Source organism: uncultured Parasphingorhabdus sp. (genome assembly GCF_963975735.1).
Taxonomy (GTDB): domain Bacteria; phylum Pseudomonadota; class Alphaproteobacteria; order Sphingomonadales; family Sphingomonadaceae; genus Parasphingorhabdus.
Genome location: NZ_CAXBIA010000002.1, coordinates 89553 through 105071 on the forward strand (window position 1 = coordinate 89553; position 15519 = coordinate 105071).

At 54.9% G+C, this 15519-nt stretch carries 16 protein-coding genes; 12 read left to right on the forward strand and 4 right to left on the reverse strand.

What is annotated here, in order from left to right; genetic code table 11:
• Positions 1–403: 403 nt before the first annotated feature.
• From rpsB to rpmE, 12 genes are all read left to right on the forward strand, one after another.
• Complete coding sequence (gene rpsB, locus AACZ86_RS03985; protein WP_339689506.1) at positions 404–1303, forward strand: 30S ribosomal protein S2; 900 nt, start codon at positions 404–406, stop codon at positions 1301–1303.
• A 111-nt stretch (positions 1304–1414) separates the two neighbouring features.
• Complete coding sequence (gene tsf, locus AACZ86_RS03990) at positions 1415–2338, forward strand: translation elongation factor Ts (protein WP_339689507.1); 924 nt, start codon at positions 1415–1417, stop codon at positions 2336–2338.
• A gap of 119 nt (positions 2339–2457) precedes the next feature.
• Positions 2458–3180, forward strand: coding sequence for a UMP kinase (gene pyrH, locus AACZ86_RS03995; RefSeq protein WP_339689509.1), 723 nt, complete (start codon positions 2458–2460; stop codon positions 3178–3180).
• An 18-nt stretch (positions 3181–3198) separates the two neighbouring features.
• Positions 3199–3756 (forward strand): ribosome recycling factor, encoded by a 558-nt coding sequence (gene frr / locus AACZ86_RS04000; protein WP_339689512.1) that lies wholly within the window; start codon positions 3199–3201, stop codon positions 3754–3756.
• A 53-nt stretch (positions 3757–3809) separates the two neighbouring features.
• The gene (locus AACZ86_RS04005; RefSeq protein WP_339690236.1) at positions 3810–4520 is read left to right on the forward strand and encodes an isoprenyl transferase; all 711 of its coding nucleotides are present in this window, start codon (positions 3810–3812) and stop codon (positions 4518–4520) included.
• Between the two features lie 2 nt (positions 4521–4522).
• A complete protein-coding gene (locus tag AACZ86_RS04010; RefSeq protein WP_339689514.1) occupies positions 4523–5326 on the forward strand; it encodes a phosphatidate cytidylyltransferase in 804 nt (267 codons plus the stop codon).
• Positions 5323–6483, forward strand: a complete 1161-nt coding sequence (locus tag AACZ86_RS04015) for a 1-deoxy-D-xylulose-5-phosphate reductoisomerase (protein WP_339689515.1) — start codon at positions 5323–5325, stop codon at positions 6481–6483. Before AACZ86_RS04010 ends, AACZ86_RS04015 begins: the two co-directional genes overlap by 4 nt.
• On the forward strand, positions 6480–7604 hold the full coding sequence (rseP, locus tag AACZ86_RS04020; RefSeq protein ID WP_339689517.1) for an RIP metalloprotease RseP: 1125 nt from the start codon (positions 6480–6482) through the stop codon (positions 7602–7604). Before AACZ86_RS04015 ends, rseP begins: the two co-directional genes overlap by 4 nt.
• A 140-nt stretch (positions 7605–7744) precedes the next feature.
• Positions 7745–10399, forward strand: coding sequence for an outer membrane protein assembly factor BamA (bamA, locus tag AACZ86_RS04025; protein WP_339690238.1), 2655 nt, complete (start codon positions 7745–7747; stop codon positions 10397–10399).
• A complete protein-coding gene (locus tag AACZ86_RS04030; RefSeq protein WP_339689520.1) occupies positions 10399–11088 on the forward strand; it encodes an OmpH family outer membrane protein in 690 nt (229 codons plus the stop codon). Before bamA ends, AACZ86_RS04030 begins: the two co-directional genes overlap by 1 nt.
• Before the next feature lie 10 nt (positions 11089–11098).
• A complete protein-coding gene (fabZ, locus tag AACZ86_RS04035; RefSeq protein ID WP_339689522.1) occupies positions 11099–11557 on the forward strand; it encodes a 3-hydroxyacyl-ACP dehydratase FabZ in 459 nt (152 codons plus the stop codon).
• A 110-nt stretch (positions 11558–11667) separates the two neighbouring features.
• Positions 11668–11898 carry a 50S ribosomal protein L31 gene (rpmE, locus tag AACZ86_RS04040; protein WP_067198668.1) on the forward strand — a complete coding sequence of 77 codons (231 nt, stop codon included), beginning with the start codon at positions 11668–11670 and terminating at the stop codon, positions 11896–11898.
• Positions 11899–11931: 33 nt separating this feature from the next.
• Here rpmE and AACZ86_RS04045 read toward each other — a convergent pair whose 3' ends face one another.
• From AACZ86_RS04045 to AACZ86_RS04060, 4 genes are read right to left on the reverse strand one after another with little or no spacing between them, the layout of a single operon-like run.
• Positions 11932–12879, reverse strand: a complete 948-nt coding sequence (locus tag AACZ86_RS04045; protein ID WP_339689527.1) for a biotin-dependent carboxyltransferase family protein — start codon at positions 12877–12879, stop codon at positions 11932–11934.
• The gene (locus AACZ86_RS04050) at positions 12876–13493 is read right to left on the reverse strand and encodes a carboxyltransferase domain-containing protein (protein ID WP_339689530.1); all 618 of its coding nucleotides are present in this window, start codon (positions 13491–13493) and stop codon (positions 12876–12878) included. Before AACZ86_RS04050 ends, AACZ86_RS04045 begins: the two co-directional genes overlap by 4 nt.
• Before the next feature lie 53 nt (positions 13494–13546).
• Positions 13547–14302 (reverse strand): 5-oxoprolinase subunit PxpA, encoded by a 756-nt coding sequence (gene pxpA, locus AACZ86_RS04055; RefSeq protein WP_339689532.1) that lies wholly within the window; start codon positions 14300–14302, stop codon positions 13547–13549.
• Positions 14299–15510 (reverse strand): Nramp family divalent metal transporter, encoded by a 1212-nt coding sequence (locus tag AACZ86_RS04060; RefSeq protein WP_339689534.1) that lies wholly within the window; start codon positions 15508–15510, stop codon positions 14299–14301. The genes pxpA and AACZ86_RS04060 overlap by 4 nt, the downstream gene beginning before the upstream one ends.
• Positions 15511–15519: the final 9 nt, after the last annotated feature.

The following is a 15519-nucleotide window of genomic DNA, read 5'->3' on the forward strand; positions in this document are numbered from 1 at the left end:
GCAGATCGGGCGATCGGACCGCCTTGAAGGGGGCGGGCATGGACAGACGCACTCGCAGCAAATCCACGCTCGACATGAGATTGTTAATATTGCTCGCGCCGGCGGGAATTGTTACAGCAAATTTTCGCCATGCAGTCGGCCTCCTGTGGTCTCGATTCGCCGGGCCTTATGAACCCTGTAGCAACTAGAGGGTCAACCGATGCCTGCCGGAGAACTGGCAAATGCAGCAGAAGAGCGCAGGCAAGCCAGGCTGGGCCCAGTTTATGGTTGCATTCTGCTCCGCTTCGCCTTAACGGCACGCTCATTCCACATGGAAAGCACTCATACCGGTGCCAATGGCGGTCTTTCAGGTCGTTTGAGGTTCTCAGCTTTCCAGAGGCATAACCGGATAAGGAGAAATATTATGGCGGCCCCTGTCGTCACCCTACAGCAATTGATTGAAGCCGGAGCGCATTTCGGCCACCAGACCCACCGCTGGAACCCGAAGATGAAACCATACATCTTTGGCGCCCGCAACAGCGTCCACATTCTTGACCTTTCGCAGAGCGTGCCCTTGTTCGCACGGGCGCTTGATTTTATCGCCAATGCGGCTTCCGCTGGCGGCAAGGTTCTCTTCGTCGGTACCAAGCGTCAGGCGCAAGAGCCTATCGCTGAAGCAGCCCGCGCAAGCGGCCAGCATTTCGTAAACCATCGCTGGCTCGGCGGCATGCTGACCAACTGGAAAACAATTTCCAATTCGATCCGTCGGATGAAAACCCTGGAAGAGCAGCTCGGTGGTGACACCGCCGGCTTTACCAAGAAAGAAGTTCTGCAGATGACGCGCGAGCACATCAAGCTGGAACTTTCGCTTGGCGGTATTCGTGACATGGGCGGCATTCCCGATGTCATGTTCGTGATCGATGCCAACAAGGAAGAACTCGCAATCAAGGAAGCCAATGTTCTGGGTATTCCGGTTGTCGCAATTCTCGATTCGAACGTTGATCCAAGCAACATCGCTTTCCCGGTTCCGGGCAATGACGATGCGGCGCGCGCAATTCGCCTCTACTGTGAATCCGTTGCTGCAGCAGCCACCAAGGGCGGCCAGGACGCTATGGTTGCAGCTGGTGCCGATCTCGGGGCAGCTGTTGCTCCTCCGGTCGAACAGATTGTTTCGAGCGAAGCCAATGCAAGTGCAATGGCTTCTGGCGAAGAAGCTGCGGTTGCCGATATTGCTGAAATAGCAGCAGAAATGGCACCGGCTGAAGCAGCTCCCAAAAAAGCTGCCGCGAAAAAAGATGACACAAAGGCAGACGAAAAAGCCTGAACTTGAAGCATCTTTCTGCGGTCATATATTGACCGCTATGAGAATAAGCGGGGCGACATTTTATGTCGCCCCAATTTCACATTTCCTGAACACGAAATTGAGGAACTAATTATGGCTATTACAGCAGCAGCAGTGAAAGAACTGCGCGAGCGTACCGGCGCCGGCATGATGGATTGCAAAAAGGCGCTGAACGAAACCAATGGCGACGTTGAAGCAGCGGTTGATCTGTTGCGGACCAAAGGTCTTGCCGCAGCCCAGAAAAAATCAAGCCGCACGGCAGCAGAAGGCCTTGTCGGCGTCTCCGTCGAAGGTACCAAGGGCGTTGCTGTCGAAGTGAACAGCGAAACCGATTTCGTTGCCAAGAATGACCAGTTCCAGGATTTTGTTGCCAAGGTAACAGCCGTTGCGCTCGGTTTGAATGAAGATGATGTCGAGGCGCTTGCAGCTGCGGATTATCCTACCGGTGGTAGCGTAAAAGGCGTTCTGACCAACAATATTGCGACAATCGGCGAAAACCAGGCTATCCGCCGGATGAAAACGGTTGCCGTTTCCAGCGGTCTGGTCGTTCCTTATATCCACAACGCGGTTACCCCGACGATGGGCAAGATCGGCGTACTGGTTGCACTCGAAAGCACCGCTGGCGCTGACGTTCTCGAACCACTCGGCAAGCAGATTGCGATGCATATCGCTGCTGCATTCCCGCTGGCGCTGAATGCAGACGGTCTCGACCCTGAAATGCTTGCCCGCGAACGTGCAATTGCTACCGAAAAGGCGGCTGAGTCCGGCAAGCCTGAAAATATCGTCGAGAAAATGGTCGACGGCGCGATGGCAAAATTTGCCAAGGAAAATGCGCTGCTCAGCCAGACTTTCGTGATGGATAATAAAACTCCTATCGCTCAAGTCGTCGAGCAGGCCGGTAAAGATGCCGGTGTTGAAATCAAGCTTACCGAATATGTCCGGTTCCAGCTTGGCGAAGGCATCGAGAAGAAAGAAGAAGATTTTGCAGCGGAAGTTGCTGCTGCGGTTGCTGGCTAATCGAGCAACAGTTTGAATATTTCAGGCGGTAACGCTTGGCAGCATGGCGCGGACTATCTATGGTCTGCGCCATTGTTGTATTTGGGGCCGGGCATTGATTCCGGCGGGATAGGATTTGCATGAAACGACCGGCGTTCAAGCGTATTTTGCTGAAGCTCTCTGGTGAAGTCCTGATGGGGTCGAGCGAATTCGGGATCGACCCGGAGACGGTCAACCGCATCGCGACCGAAGTGAAGTCTGCCAAAGAAGCCGGTTTCGAGCTTTGTCTGGTCGTTGGCGGAGGTAATATCTTCAGGGGGCTGGCTGCGGCTGCAAAGGGCTTTGAACGGACCAGCGCCGATTATATGGGCATGCTCGCAACCGTGATGAATGCTCTCGCCGTGCAGAATGCACTCGAGCAGATGGGTTGTGACACGCGGGTCTTGTCTGCCATTCCGATGGCGAGCGTGTGCGAGCCTTATATCCGCCGCAAGGCTGTGCGCCATCTTGAAAAGGGCCGGATCGTTATTTTTGCAGCAGGAACCGGCAACCCCTATTTCACAACCGATACCGCAGCGGCATTACGCGCTGCAGAAATGGGCTGTGAGGCACTTTTCAAGGGCACCAGCGTTGACGGTGTCTATAATGCCGATCCGAAAAAGGACCCGGCCGCGACACGCTATAACGAATTGAGCTTTGACCAGGTCCTGAGCGATAATCTGAAGGTGATGGATGCCAGCGCCGTGGCGCTTTGCCGCGAGAACAAGATACCGATCGTCGTATTCTCGATCCGCGAGCAGGGCAATCTGGCAACGGTCTTGAGTGGCGGTGGAACTGCGACCATGGTCGGAACAACCGAATAATATTTAGGGGAAACAGCAATGGCAAAATATGACAAAGCCGATCTGCAAAAAAGGATGAATAGCACGCTGGAAGCGCTCAAGCATGATTTGAGCGGTCTGCGTACCGGTCGCGCCAATGTCGCGCTGCTGGATACCATCACGGTCGAGGTTTACGGATCGAGAATGCCGCTCAACCAGGTCGCTACCGTATCGGTGCCTGAGTCACGCATGTTGTCGGTTCAGGTTTGGGACAAGGGCAATATCCAGCCGGTGGAAAAAGCAATCCGATCGGCAGGTCTGGGATTAAATCCAATGACGGATGGTCCCAATATCAGGCTTCCTATCCCCGATCTGACCGAAGAGCGCCGCAAGGACCTCGCTAAACTGACCGGCCAATTTGCCGAAAAGGCCCGCATTGCCATCCGCAATGTCAGGCGTGACGGCATGGATGACCTGAAAGCCGACGAGAACAAGAAGGAAATCAGCGAAGATGACCGGAAGCGGCTTGAAACCGAAGTCCAGAAGCTGACCGACGAGATGATTGCCGAAGCCGACAAGCTCGCGGACGCAAAAGAGCAGGAAATCCTCACCCAGTGAAGCTCACGCGTTCCAAGGGTGGTTCTGGAGATCCGGTGCAAAGCGCAACCGGTATAGCGGACCCGACATTTGGCGTCCGTCACATCGCGATCATCATGGATGGTAACGGGCGTTGGGCGAAGCGCAAGCATCTGCCGCGCGCGCTGGGCCACAAGAAAGGTGTCGAGGCGGTTCGCAATATCGTCCGGGAAGCCGGTAAAATGGGCATTGAGGTCATGACGCTCTATGCTTTTTCGTCCGAAAACTGGAACCGGCCCGAGGATGAAATCAGTGATCTCATGGGATTGCTGCGCCAGTATATCCAGTCGGACATCAACGAATTCGTTGAAAATGGCGTGCGGTTGAAAGTTATCGGTAATTACAAGGCCTTGGAACCCGACATTGTCGCGATGATCGACAGTGCTATCGAAAAAACGGCTCGGAATGACAGGATGACGCTGGCCGTCGCGCTCAACTATGGCGCGCAGGACGAAATGCTCAGGGCGGTCCAGCATATTGCGACCGCTGTGAAACAAGGCGACCTGCAACCCGAAGAAATTGGTCTCGAACATATATCCAGCGGCTTGGATACTGCCGATCTGCCGCCGCTCGATTTGCTGGTCAGGACATCGGGCGAATTGCGCCTGTCCAATTTCCTTTTGTGGCAGGCGGCCTATGCCGAACTTTATTTTACCGACACGCTATGGCCCGATTTCGACAAGAAGGAGCTTGTGCAAGCTCTGAAATCATTCGGAGACCGCGAGCGACGGTTCGGTGGACGCTGAACGTGGCTGAACCCTCTGCTCCGAAACCCGGCAAGTCGAATGAACTGCAAACACGTATTATCGTAGGCGTGCTGCTGATCGCAGCAGCTTTGCTGGCGGGATATTTTGGCGGGATGCTGCTGTGGCTGCTCGTTGTGCTGATGGCGCTGGGCATCATGAGTGAATGGGCGGGGCTGACAGGACGTCACGAAAACCGCAAGCTGGCAATGTATGCGCTGTCGGTGCCTTTGGCGATCATGTCGCCATGGGCTGCCGGGGCATCATTTCTGGGGCTCGGTCTGATCTTCGGCGCGGCGATGTTCATTGCAATATTTGACCGCTCGCTCAAACTCGCTGCGGGTATGATCTATGCCGGTTTTCCGGCCCTTGCGATCCTCTATTTGCGCGACATCGACAACGGCATATTGATCATGCTCTGGACGCTGGCGCTGGTCTGGGCCACCGATATCGGTGCCTATTTTTCAGGGCGTGCGATCGGCGGGCCGAAATTGGCTCCGCAATATAGTCCCAACAAGACCTGGGCCGGCTTGATTGGCGGTGTAATTTTGACAGCGGCCGTGAGCTTTGTCCTGCATATCTATTGGGAGCTTCCTTTCTATCTGGTGCTGCTCAGCATCCCACTGGCGGTTTTGGCGCAAATGGGTGACTTGTTCGAAAGCTGGCTCAAGCGGAAAGCGGGCGCCAAGGATAGCGGGACGATCTTCCCGGGCCATGGCGGTGTGATGGATCGTCTCGACGGCTTGATCCCGGTCGCGCCGGTTGTCGCGCTGGTCATGCTGGTCGAGCACTGGCCAACCCTGTCATGACCAAATCCATCTCGATATTTGGTGCGACAGGATCAGTAGGTCTGTCGACTCTGGATCTTGTTCGCCAGCACCGGGACCAATATAATATCATTGCCATGACCGCCAACGGCAATGCTTCCCAGCTTGCTGCTCTGGCCAAAGAATTTTCCGCAGAGATCGCGGTCGTCGCAGAACATTCTGCCTATGACGAACTCAAGCAGGAACTGGCAGGGACGTCTATCGAGGCGGCAAGCGGAGCGGAGGCACTGGTCGCCGCTGCTGCCTTGGGCGCAGACTGGACGATGGCAGCGATCGTCGGCTGCGCCGGACTGCCGCCAACGCTCGAAGCCTTGCGCTGTGGCAAGACGGTTGCACTCGCCAACAAGGAAGCGCTGGTGTCCGCTGGCGCATTGATGATCACCGAGGCGCAAAAATCCGGGGCGACATTGTTACCCGTGGATTCAGAGCATAATGCGATATTCCAGACGCTGCAGGGCGGACGGATCGATCAGGTCCGCAAGATCACCCTGACCGCCAGCGGCGGACCGTTTCGAACATGGACTCGCGCGCAGATGGCCAGCGTCACGCCGGAGCAGGCGGTTGCGCATCCGAATTGGGACATGGGCGCCAAGATATCGGTCGATAGTGCGACGATGATGAACAAGGGGCTGGAACTGATCGAGGCCCATTATCTGTTCCCGGTCGGTCTGGAGAATATCGAGATATTGGTGCACCCCCAGTCGGTGATCCATTCGATGGTCGAATATCATGACCGGTCGACGCTGGCACAGCTTGGCTCTCCGGATATGCGGATACCTATTGCCAGCGCTCTTGCCTGGCCGGACCGGATGACCACCAATTGCGAGCCGCTCAACCTGGCGGCCATCGGAAGACTTGATTTTGAGCTACCCGATGAAGACCGTTTCCCGGCGACCAAAATTGCCAGAGCCGCAATCACGGCGGGCGGCGCGAAACCGGCGATGCTCAATGCGGCCAATGAAGTTGCCGTTGCTGCATTTCTCAAGGGCGCGGTTCAGTTTCTGGACATCACAGAGATTGTAACGCGGCTGTTAGATAGTTATAGTCCGCCGGAACCGAACGAGTTGGCGGATATCTTTGCAATCGACAAAGAGGCGCGCGTTCGGACCGAGCAACTGGTCGAGGAATTGAAGGTTTGACGGACAACCCCGGTATTTTGCTGACGCTTCTGGCGTTTCTTATTGTCATTGGCGTGCTCGTATTTGTGCACGAGATGGGCCATTATCTGGTCGGTCGCTGGTGTGGTGTGAAGGCAGAAACCTTTTCCATCGGCTTTGGCAAAGAGATCACCGGGTGGACCGATAATCGGGGAACCCGCTGGAAAGTCTGCATGTTGCCATTGGGCGGTTATGTCCAATTCGCCGGTGATATGGATCCGTCTGGGATGAAGAGCAAAGAATGGCTCAATCTGCCGGCTGCAGAACGCAATCAAACCTTCCAGTCCAAATCACTCTGGAAGCGCGCCGCGATTGTTGTTGCGGGGCCGGCAATCAATTTTATCTTTGCGATATTGATCATCATGGGTTTTGTGATCGCCTACGGGACGAGTGCTACCCTGCCTGTTGCACAGGATATTTCGGAAAATTCAACTGCAGCCACAATCGGGATGAAGCCTGGAGACAGGGTCATCTCGGTCGATGGTGAAAAAATTGACCTGTTCCAGGACCTGCAGCAGAAAATCATGTTGATACCCGATCAGAATGTAGAAATCATCTACGAGCGAGACGGCCAGCTAATCGCCAAACAGGGCAAGATTGGCGTCAATATTTTGAAGGACAGATTCGGCAATGAATTCCGGCTTGGCTTGCTGGGAATGTCCTCCAGCCAGGTGGAATGGCGGGAAGTCAGTCCGATCGAGGCTCCTGTCATAGCGGTTGAGAAAACCATTGGCATTGTCAGCCAGATTACGACAACCCTCGGCCAGGTCATAACCGGCAAGCGTTCGGTCAAGGAACTGGGCGGTCCGCTTAAAATTGCTCAAGTTTCCGGTGAACAGTTCAAGCTGGGGCTTGAGGCTTTCATTCTCTTTGTGGCGCTGATCTCAATTAACTTGGGGTTCATCAACCTGCTGCCAATCCCGATGCTCGATGGAGGGCATCTGATGTTCTATGCAATTGAAGCGGTTCGGCGAAAGCCGGCCAGTGCAAAAGTGCAGGAATGGGCGTTCCGGTCCGGATTTGCACTGGTCATGGTGTTCATGCTGGTGGTGACGTTCAACGATTTGTCCTCTTTTGGTCTGTTCCGGGCGGTCTCCGGCTGATTGACCATTGATTGACTCGCTGCATTGGGGCAGGGGGTTCGCGAAGTTGGTATATTGAGGCCAATTTCTTTTTATTTTTGGTTTATGGTGTGAAAGCGAGTTTGTCTGTGGATCATAAAAAGCGGCTTCTACCCTTGTTGATGTGTGGTACCATTTTGGGTGGCACAGCTGTTCCCCTACAGGCGCAAGCGCAGGAAACGACGTCGGTCGTGCCTGCTGCTGCCGCTGAAGGCACGATACGGTCTATCGTGGTCAATGGTGCCCAGCGGCTGGAGCCGACCACGGTCTTGTCTTATATGAAATTGCGCGTTGGTCAGTCCTACACTCAGGAATCTGCCGATCAGGCCCTGAAGGACCTGTTCGAGACGGAATTGTTCAAAGACGTCAGCATTCGCAACAACGATGGTGCCGTCATTATCGAGGTGGTCGAGAATCCGGTAATCAACCGGATCTTGCTCGAGGGCAATAAGCGGATCAAGGAAGATAAAATCTATCCCGAGATCCGTCTGGCTCCGCGTCAGATATTCACGCGCTCGAAGGTCCGGGCCGATGTGGCTCGGATCGTCGAGCTATACAAACGCAAAGGCCGTTTTGCGGCCAATGTCGAACCCAAGATGGTCCAGCTGGACCAAAATCGTGTCGATATCGTCTTCGAAATCAACGAAGGCCCGAAGTCCAAAGTCCAGCAGATCAATATAATCGGCAATGAGGAATTTTCAGACGGCCAGCTGCGTGGTGAAATGGTCACCAAGCAATCACGCTTCTATCGCTTCTTCAGTTCCAGCGACACTTATGATCCGGATCGCCTGGCATTTGACCAGCAGAAACTCCGTCAGTTCTATCTGACGGAAGGCTATGCCGATTTCCGCGTCATTTCGGCCGTAGCGGAACTTACGCCGGACAAGAAAGACTTCATCATCACTTATGTGGTTGAAGAAGGCGAGCGCTATCAGTTTGGTGAAGTGACGGTGGAAAGCGATATTCGCGATTTCACTCCCGAATTTTTGACGCCTCAGTTGCCGATGAAAGCCGGAGATTTTTACGACGCCAAGCAGGTTGAAGACACGGTCGAGCGCCTGTCCGAAACCGCCGGACTTTTCGGATATGCTTTCGCTGATGTCCGTCCGCAATTCACGCGGAACAAAGAAACGCTAACCATGGATATCCTGTTCCAGGTCGCGGAAAGTGATCGTGTGTATGTCGAACGGATCGATATCAACGGGAACACCTTGACCCAGGACAAGGTTGTGCGCCGGGAATTCCGCCTGAACGAAGGTGATGCGTTTAACAGCTTCCAGGTCAAACGGTCTGCTAACCGGATCAAATCGCTGGGATTTTTCCAGGAAGATCTGGAAATCGAACAGAAGCAGGGCAGCGCGCCCGACCGCATTATATTGGAAGCCAATGTTGAAGAAAGGGCGACTGGCGAACTCCAGCTTTCGGCCGGTTTCTCCAGCGTCGAGAATTTCATTCTTCAGGCTTCGGTGAGGCAGCGGAATTTCCGCGGCAAGGGTCAGGAGCTGCGCGCCAGCGTCAGTTACTCCAGCTATTCACAGTCGATCGAGCTTGGTTTTACGGAACCCTATCTGTTCGATCGGAATATAGCCGTGGGTGTGGATCTCTTCCGGCGTGATTTGAACAGTTTCAATTATGTCAACAGTGACCGCCAAACCACCTTCGAGCAACTTACAACGGGTTTCCAGGTCCGGGCTGGTGTTCCGATTACCGAATATCTCTCCGCGTCGGTCCGTTATGGCCTCAGTCAGGACGATGTGACGCTGGAGCCAAGCCTGTTCTTCACGGACAGCAATGGCGACGGCATTCGCGGAAATAGCACGGCAGACGTCTGTGATCCTCTGCTCGCAGGACGCTACTTGTGCGATGCTCTGGGTAATCGTACGACATCATCGGTCGGCGCTTCACTGATCTATGATGACCGGGACAATCGCGTCCGCCCAACCCGCGGTCAATCCATCGTCGGCAGCATCGATTTCGCCGGCCTGGGTGGCAGTGTCAAATATCTCCGCGGCCGTCTGAATGCTTCCAAGCACTGGCGTGTTCTGGGTGACTTCATCTTTACGGCAAGTGCGGAAGGCGGGTATATCCACCCGCTGGAAAACCGTTCGTCGGCTGCCGGAGATGGCATCGATGATGTGCGCCTTACAGACCGCTTTTTCTTGGGTGAACCGCAGATTCGCGGCTTTGATATCCGCGGCGTCGGCCCACGCGTTGTGCGCTCCTCAACCATCCCGGGACTGGATACAAACGGCAATCCGATCAACGAAATTGTAGAATTGACCAACGGGAACCAAACCGACGACGCTATTGGTGGTCGCGCTTATTATCTGGGACGGGCGGAGCTTGAAATTCCGCTTGGATCCGGTGCCCGTGAACTGGGTCTGAGGCCTTCCATTTTCCTTGACGTCGGTGCCGTTTTCAATGTGGTTCAACCATTGCTTTTGACCGATCTTCAAACGCAATCAACCGGGCTTGTTGACAGTCAGGGCAATGCATCACCCACTGGTGCCGCTGCACCGCTCTATTTGACCACTGATGCAACAGGAGCTGTAGCGACCACGTTCGATGCCACCACCAACGGGGTCGCCAATGGCATAGCCACCAGCTTCACGGAGCGTTTCTTTGGTGATTCAATCAGTCCGCGCCTCTCTGTAGGCTTCGGTGTCAACTGGAACTCGCCATTTGGTCCATTCAGGATCGACATCGCCAAAGCTCTGCTGAAGCAGCCGGGTGATGATACAAAACTATTCACATTTAACGTAGGAACACAATTCTGATGACATGTTTTTTCAAAACTGCACTCACCGTTCTCGCCGTAACTGCTGCGCCCTTGGCGTTTGGCTCGGTTGCGAGCGCTCAGGTTTCCGGCATCGCCACGGTGAACCCGACGATTGCCATCGCGAAAACAAAAGCTTTCTCAGCCGCCTATTCGCAGATTGGAACGCAATATAAATCCTATTTCGACCAGATTGATGCGCGCAACAAAACGCTAAACGGATTGCGGGCGCAGCTGGACACGAACAGCGACAAGCAACTGACGCAGGAAGAACTCGATGCGGCTGTACGGGCGAAAAACCCCGTTCTGCAGAGCATTGATACGGAAGAGGCCGAGATCCAGAAGCTGCAAACACCCGCAATCAAAGCGCAGATGTTTGCAGTTGAGAGCATCTTCAAAGAATATGGCAATGCTCAGCAGCAGGTTGTTACAAGCAAGAAAATCGGCGTTATCTTGAGCCCGGATGCGTTTATTTATGCGCCTGCCCAAGCCGATGTCACCGATGACATCACCGCTGCTTTGGATGCAAGAATTCCAACTGTAAGCACAACACCGCCGGCAGATTGGCAACCGCAGCGCAACACGGTATCGCTGCATCAGCAGCTGCAGCAATTGCTGGTAGCAAGCGCACGTAGCCAGGCTGCCCAGCAGCAGCAACAGCCACCTGCGGCTCAGCCAGCCAGTCGCTAGTTGATCGTCTATGACCGAACCGCTCAATTATGATGTAACCAAAGTGATGGCGGTGCTACCGCACCGTTATCCCATGCTTCTGGTCGATCGGGTGGAAGAGCTCGTAAAGGACGAATCCATTCGTGCGATCAAGGCCGTCACGATGAACGAGGGGTTTTTTCAAGGTCATTTTCCGGGCAGGCCGATCATGCCAGGTGTCTTGATTGTCGAAGCGCTGGCGCAAGCCGCCGGCGTTTTGGCGATGGAGAGTTTTGACATGGTCGGGTCGGGCAAGCTGGTTTATTTTATGGCGATAGACGGGGCGAAGTTCCGTCAACCGGTCGAACCGGGTTGCTTGTTGTCCTTGAACGTGAAATTTGAACAAAAGCGCGCGCGTGTTTGCAAGTTCTCGGGGCGGGCGATGATCGGGGACAAGCTGGCCGCCGAGGCGAACTTTACCGCGATGATCGCTGACCCTCCTGAAGGCTAAGCTTTTTCAAAAGAATCTTGCCCTTTTGCCATTCGGCGGTTAATGCGCCGCTTCCGTTAAATTTATTCGCTTTGGGTCTGGTCGGAAACCAGCCTGTTTAGGAGCCGAAAATGAAATCCGATACGCATCCAGACTATCACATGATCACCGTTCAGATGACCGACGGCACGACTTTTGAAACCCGTTCAACATGGGGCAAAGAAGGCGATACGTTGCAACTGGATATTGATCCTTCCTCGCACCCTGCATGGACCGGCGGCAACCAGCGCCTGCTCGATCAAGGTGGCCAGGTGGCTCGCTTCAACAAGCGCTTTGGTGGTTTGTCGCTCAAAAAGAGCTGATCTTTATCGAGGCTATAGGATAGCCTCGATAAATTACCACAATTTGATCTGGCCCAGCCATGACTTCAGGAGGGAAAGCTTTTCCTGATAGATTTCTGTGGCTCGGTCAGTCGTGGTTTCTACAAACTGAATCCGTGCACCCGCACCCAGTTGCCCGATCAAATGACGGTCGGCTTTGATAACCTGCGCAATCCGGGGATAGCCTCCGGTTGTCTGCGCATCGGCACCAAGCAGATAAGGTTGACCGCTCGGCGGCAACTGTATTGTTCCGGGAAAAACTGCTGCGCTAGACATATTGGACGAGTCGCGAGCGCTTAGAGGCGCGCCTTCCAGTGCCAAGCCCATCCGATTGGCGCGTGCTCCTACAACATATTGGGTCCGGCATAGATCATCCAGCAGCCTTGCACGAGCATCAACAGCCTCGGGACCCCGTATAACTCGCAGCACACGGTCATCGCTATAATGTAGCCGGAGACCTTCTGGCGTGGTTCTTTCCACGGCCGCGACTAGGGAATCCGGCGTGAAGGCTAGGATATCGTCTTTCCTGAGCGCTCGCCCGTGAAATCCGCCGAGACCCGCAGCGAGACAGGTTGACTGCCCATCAAGCAATTGGTCTGCATGAATATTCGCCGATACGGACAAATAGGTCCGGCATCCCGGACGGCTCGGACCAATGTCGAGCTGGTCTCCTGCGATGACTTTCAGAGACTGGTGCTGGGGGCGGTCTCGGCCATTGATCCGGACATATTCCGCGGCACCGACGACAGAGATAGAGCAGGGCTCGTCCATTTGAAAAAGCGCGTCGGTGAGTGTGATCTCGATCGCGAGTTTATTGCAAGACTTGCCGACCAGAAAATTTGCCAATGCCAGGGAAAGGCAATCGGCTGCGCCGGCGGCGGGCATGCCGAGATGCCGGTGTCCGGCAAAAGGTGCGCCCTGTAAAGTCGTTTGCAGCCCGGCTTTTAAAACGGTGATGCTCATGTGTTCGTTTCCCGTGGCCAATTGTCGAAAGCATCTTTCGAAATCGGCTCGAAGCGCACAGAATCTCCGGGCGAAAGCAAGGTTGGCTGGTTTTTCGAGGGATCAAACAGGCGGATCGGTGTGCGACCGATAATCGGCCAGCCGCCAGGGCTATCGAAGGAATAGATGCAGCTTTGCCGGCCAATGATGCCAATGGAACCGGCTTTTACCAATTGTCTGGGATTTTCCAGGCGGCCAATGCCGGGGCATGATTCCGTGCTTTCAAGATAGGCAAAGCCGGGCATGAAGCCCAGCATGGCCACGCGTTGCAGGAGAGATGCATGCCAGGATGGCAATGCCTCCACTGCTATCTCCAACTTTCTCGCCACATGGTCGCGATCAGGAGCCAATTGTTCATCATAACATACTGGAATCGTTAATGAATTATGTGATTCCTCGGAGACGGGTGCCGCACGATCCAGTTGATATCGAACCATGTTGACAGCGTCATCGGGCGAAACAACTGCAGGGTCGAACTGGACGGCTATACTGTCGAGGCCGGGGACAATTTCTATCCAATGACCTTCTGTAGAAAAGGCAATTTGTGCGGCCAGAACAGCTTTCCAGTCGGGCAATGTGATGCTGATCCAGTCATCGCACGCGTGGATAGCCGGTTCGCGGTCCGTCACTAGCTGACAGGCCTGATCACTAGGCCGACATTTTCCAGCGCCCGACGCATTTTCTTTGCGGTTTCCAGAGCACCATCGCTATCCGAATGAAGACACAGGCTGTGTGCATCAATCTTCAGGAGGCTTCCATCCTTTGCAGTCAGTTCGGTTCCTTGTGCCAGTGCCAGCCCCTGACCGAGACGTTCGTCCTCGTCTGCGAGCACGGCTCCGGCCTCGCTGCGAGGCGTCAACCGACCGTTTCCGGTATATCGCCGATCGATAAAGGCTTCGGCAATGAATGATATTTTTCTCGCCATCGCCTTCTTCTGGATGAGGGATCGTGGCATGCCAACCAGCGCAAGATTGCTTCCTTTTGCCAGCTCGACGAGGAGCCCGGCGAGCTCCGGATCATCCTGGGCGTCGTTATACAAGGCACCATGAGGTTTGAGATGGCGTAGCGGGATGCCGGCTTGTTCCGCTATGGTCGTGATATCGTGCAACTGGCTGGTCAAACATGCTTCCAAATCTTCCAATGTGATATTCATCGATTGGCGACCGAAGCCGCTGCGATCGGGGTAGGAGGGATGGGCTCCGGCCGCGATATGCCTCGACTTGGCAGCCGCCAGCATGGTCCGCATGCTTGCGGGCGAACCGGCATGGCCGCCGCAGGCAATGTTGCAGCTGGAGACGATATCCATGATTGCGATATCGCGAGCGATACCAGCAGGACTCTCGTCCTCGCCAAGGTCAGCATTCAGATCGATCGCCGATGTCATGGCCAGAACCCCAGAGCGCGTGCTATTAACCGGAAACCCAAAGCGGTGGTTATCAGTAAAATGACCGCCCCCAAGATATTGGCCTTGAGGCCATTGGCATATTGTCCGAGCAGTTTCTTGTTGTTGGCCAGTTTGAGTAGAAAAACCGCAACGATGGGCAGCAAAAGCCCGTTGGCAATCTGGGCCACGAATATCAGTTCAACCGGACGATAGCCTAGCAGAGCTGCGAATGTTCCCGAGAGGATCACAATCAGCGCGCCGATCTGGAACGGCTTGCGAGACTTGGAAGACTTGAAAATCTCCTGCACGATATAACCGGTAGCCAATGGAGCGGTGATGGCGGAAGTCAAACCGGCTGCAAACAAGCCTGCGCCGAGCGTGACGGTCGCCATGCTGCCGAACAATGGAGTGAGCTGCTCGGCCATGTCGACCGCATTTTCGATTGTCTTGCCGCTGCCAAACAGGCTGGCCGCTGCCGTTGCCAATATTGTCATCGACACCAGTCCGCCGATACCGATCGAAACCGTGGTGTCTAGCTGTGCCTCGGGCAATTGCTCTTTATCCCAGCGCTCACGCACGCTCGCCGCATGGAGAAACAGATTATAGGGTACGATGGTCGTGCCGATGAGCGCGATCGCGGTCATCAGCCCCCCTTCCGGAATGGATGGGACAAAGCCTTTCAACAATGATCCGAGATCCGGCCTGATCAGCAGAAAGGTCAGGAGAAAGGCAGCGCTCATTAACAATACCAGCAGGATCAGGATATTCTCTATCCATTTCGGTTTCGAGAATATCAGCATGGCCGATGCGAACAGGGCAATGGTGATGATGACTGGCGCAATACCAAAGGATAATGGACCGCCGTTGATCGCTTCAAGGCCAAGCGCCGCGCCGGACATATTGCCCGCCTCATAGGCTGCATTGCCTAGTACCAGCGCGGAAATCAGGAGCAGGGCGGCCAGTCCACGAATTATCGGCGACGCGACGGATTTGAGCATCGCCTCTGCCAGCCCAAGCTGAGTAACCAGCGCGATGCGGACTGCAAAGGACTGGAGAATGATGGTGGTGACGGTCGCAAATGCCAGAGCCCAGAGCAGCGCAAAACCGAAATTTGCGCCTGCCAATGTGCATGCGGTGACGGTTCCCGGACCGATGAAGGCGGCGGATACCATCATGCCGGGGCCGGGCCGGTAGCGGCTGAGTTTCATGGTTTTGGG

Bases quoted from the DNA above. Each gene is read 5' to 3' on its own strand.
- rpsB (WP_339689506.1), top strand. From the start codon at position 404: ATGGCGGCCCCTGTCGTCACCCTACAGCAATTGATTGAAGCCGGAGCG.
- tsf (WP_339689507.1), top strand. From the start codon at position 1,415: ATGGCTATTACAGCAGCAGCAGTGAAAGAACTGCGCGAGCGTACCGGC.
- pyrH (WP_339689509.1), top strand. From the start codon at position 2,458: ATGAAACGACCGGCGTTCAAGCGTATTTTGCTGAAGCTCTCTGGTGAA.
- frr (WP_339689512.1), top strand. From the start codon at position 3,199: ATGGCAAAATATGACAAAGCCGATCTGCAAAAAAGGATGAATAGCACG.
- AACZ86_RS04015 (WP_339689515.1), top strand. From the start codon at position 5,323: ATGACCAAATCCATCTCGATATTTGGTGCGACAGGATCAGTAGGTCTG.
- bamA (WP_339690238.1), top strand. From the start codon at position 7,745: ATGTGTGGTACCATTTTGGGTGGCACAGCTGTTCCCCTACAGGCGCAA.
- AACZ86_RS04030 (WP_339689520.1), top strand. From the start codon at position 10,399: ATGACATGTTTTTTCAAAACTGCACTCACCGTTCTCGCCGTAACTGCT.
- fabZ (WP_339689522.1), top strand. From the start codon at position 11,099: ATGACCGAACCGCTCAATTATGATGTAACCAAAGTGATGGCGGTGCTA.
- rpmE (WP_067198668.1), top strand. From the start codon at position 11,668: ATGAAATCCGATACGCATCCAGACTATCACATGATCACCGTTCAGATG.
- AACZ86_RS04045 (WP_339689527.1), bottom strand. From the start codon at position 12,879: ATGAGCATCACCGTTTTAAAAGCCGGGCTGCAAACGACTTTACAGGGC.
- pxpA (WP_339689532.1), bottom strand. From the start codon at position 14,302: ATGACATCGGCGATCGATCTGAATGCTGACCTTGGCGAGGACGAGAGT.
- AACZ86_RS04060 (WP_339689534.1), bottom strand. From the start codon at position 15,510: ATGAAACTCAGCCGCTACCGGCCCGGCCCCGGCATGATGGTATCCGCC.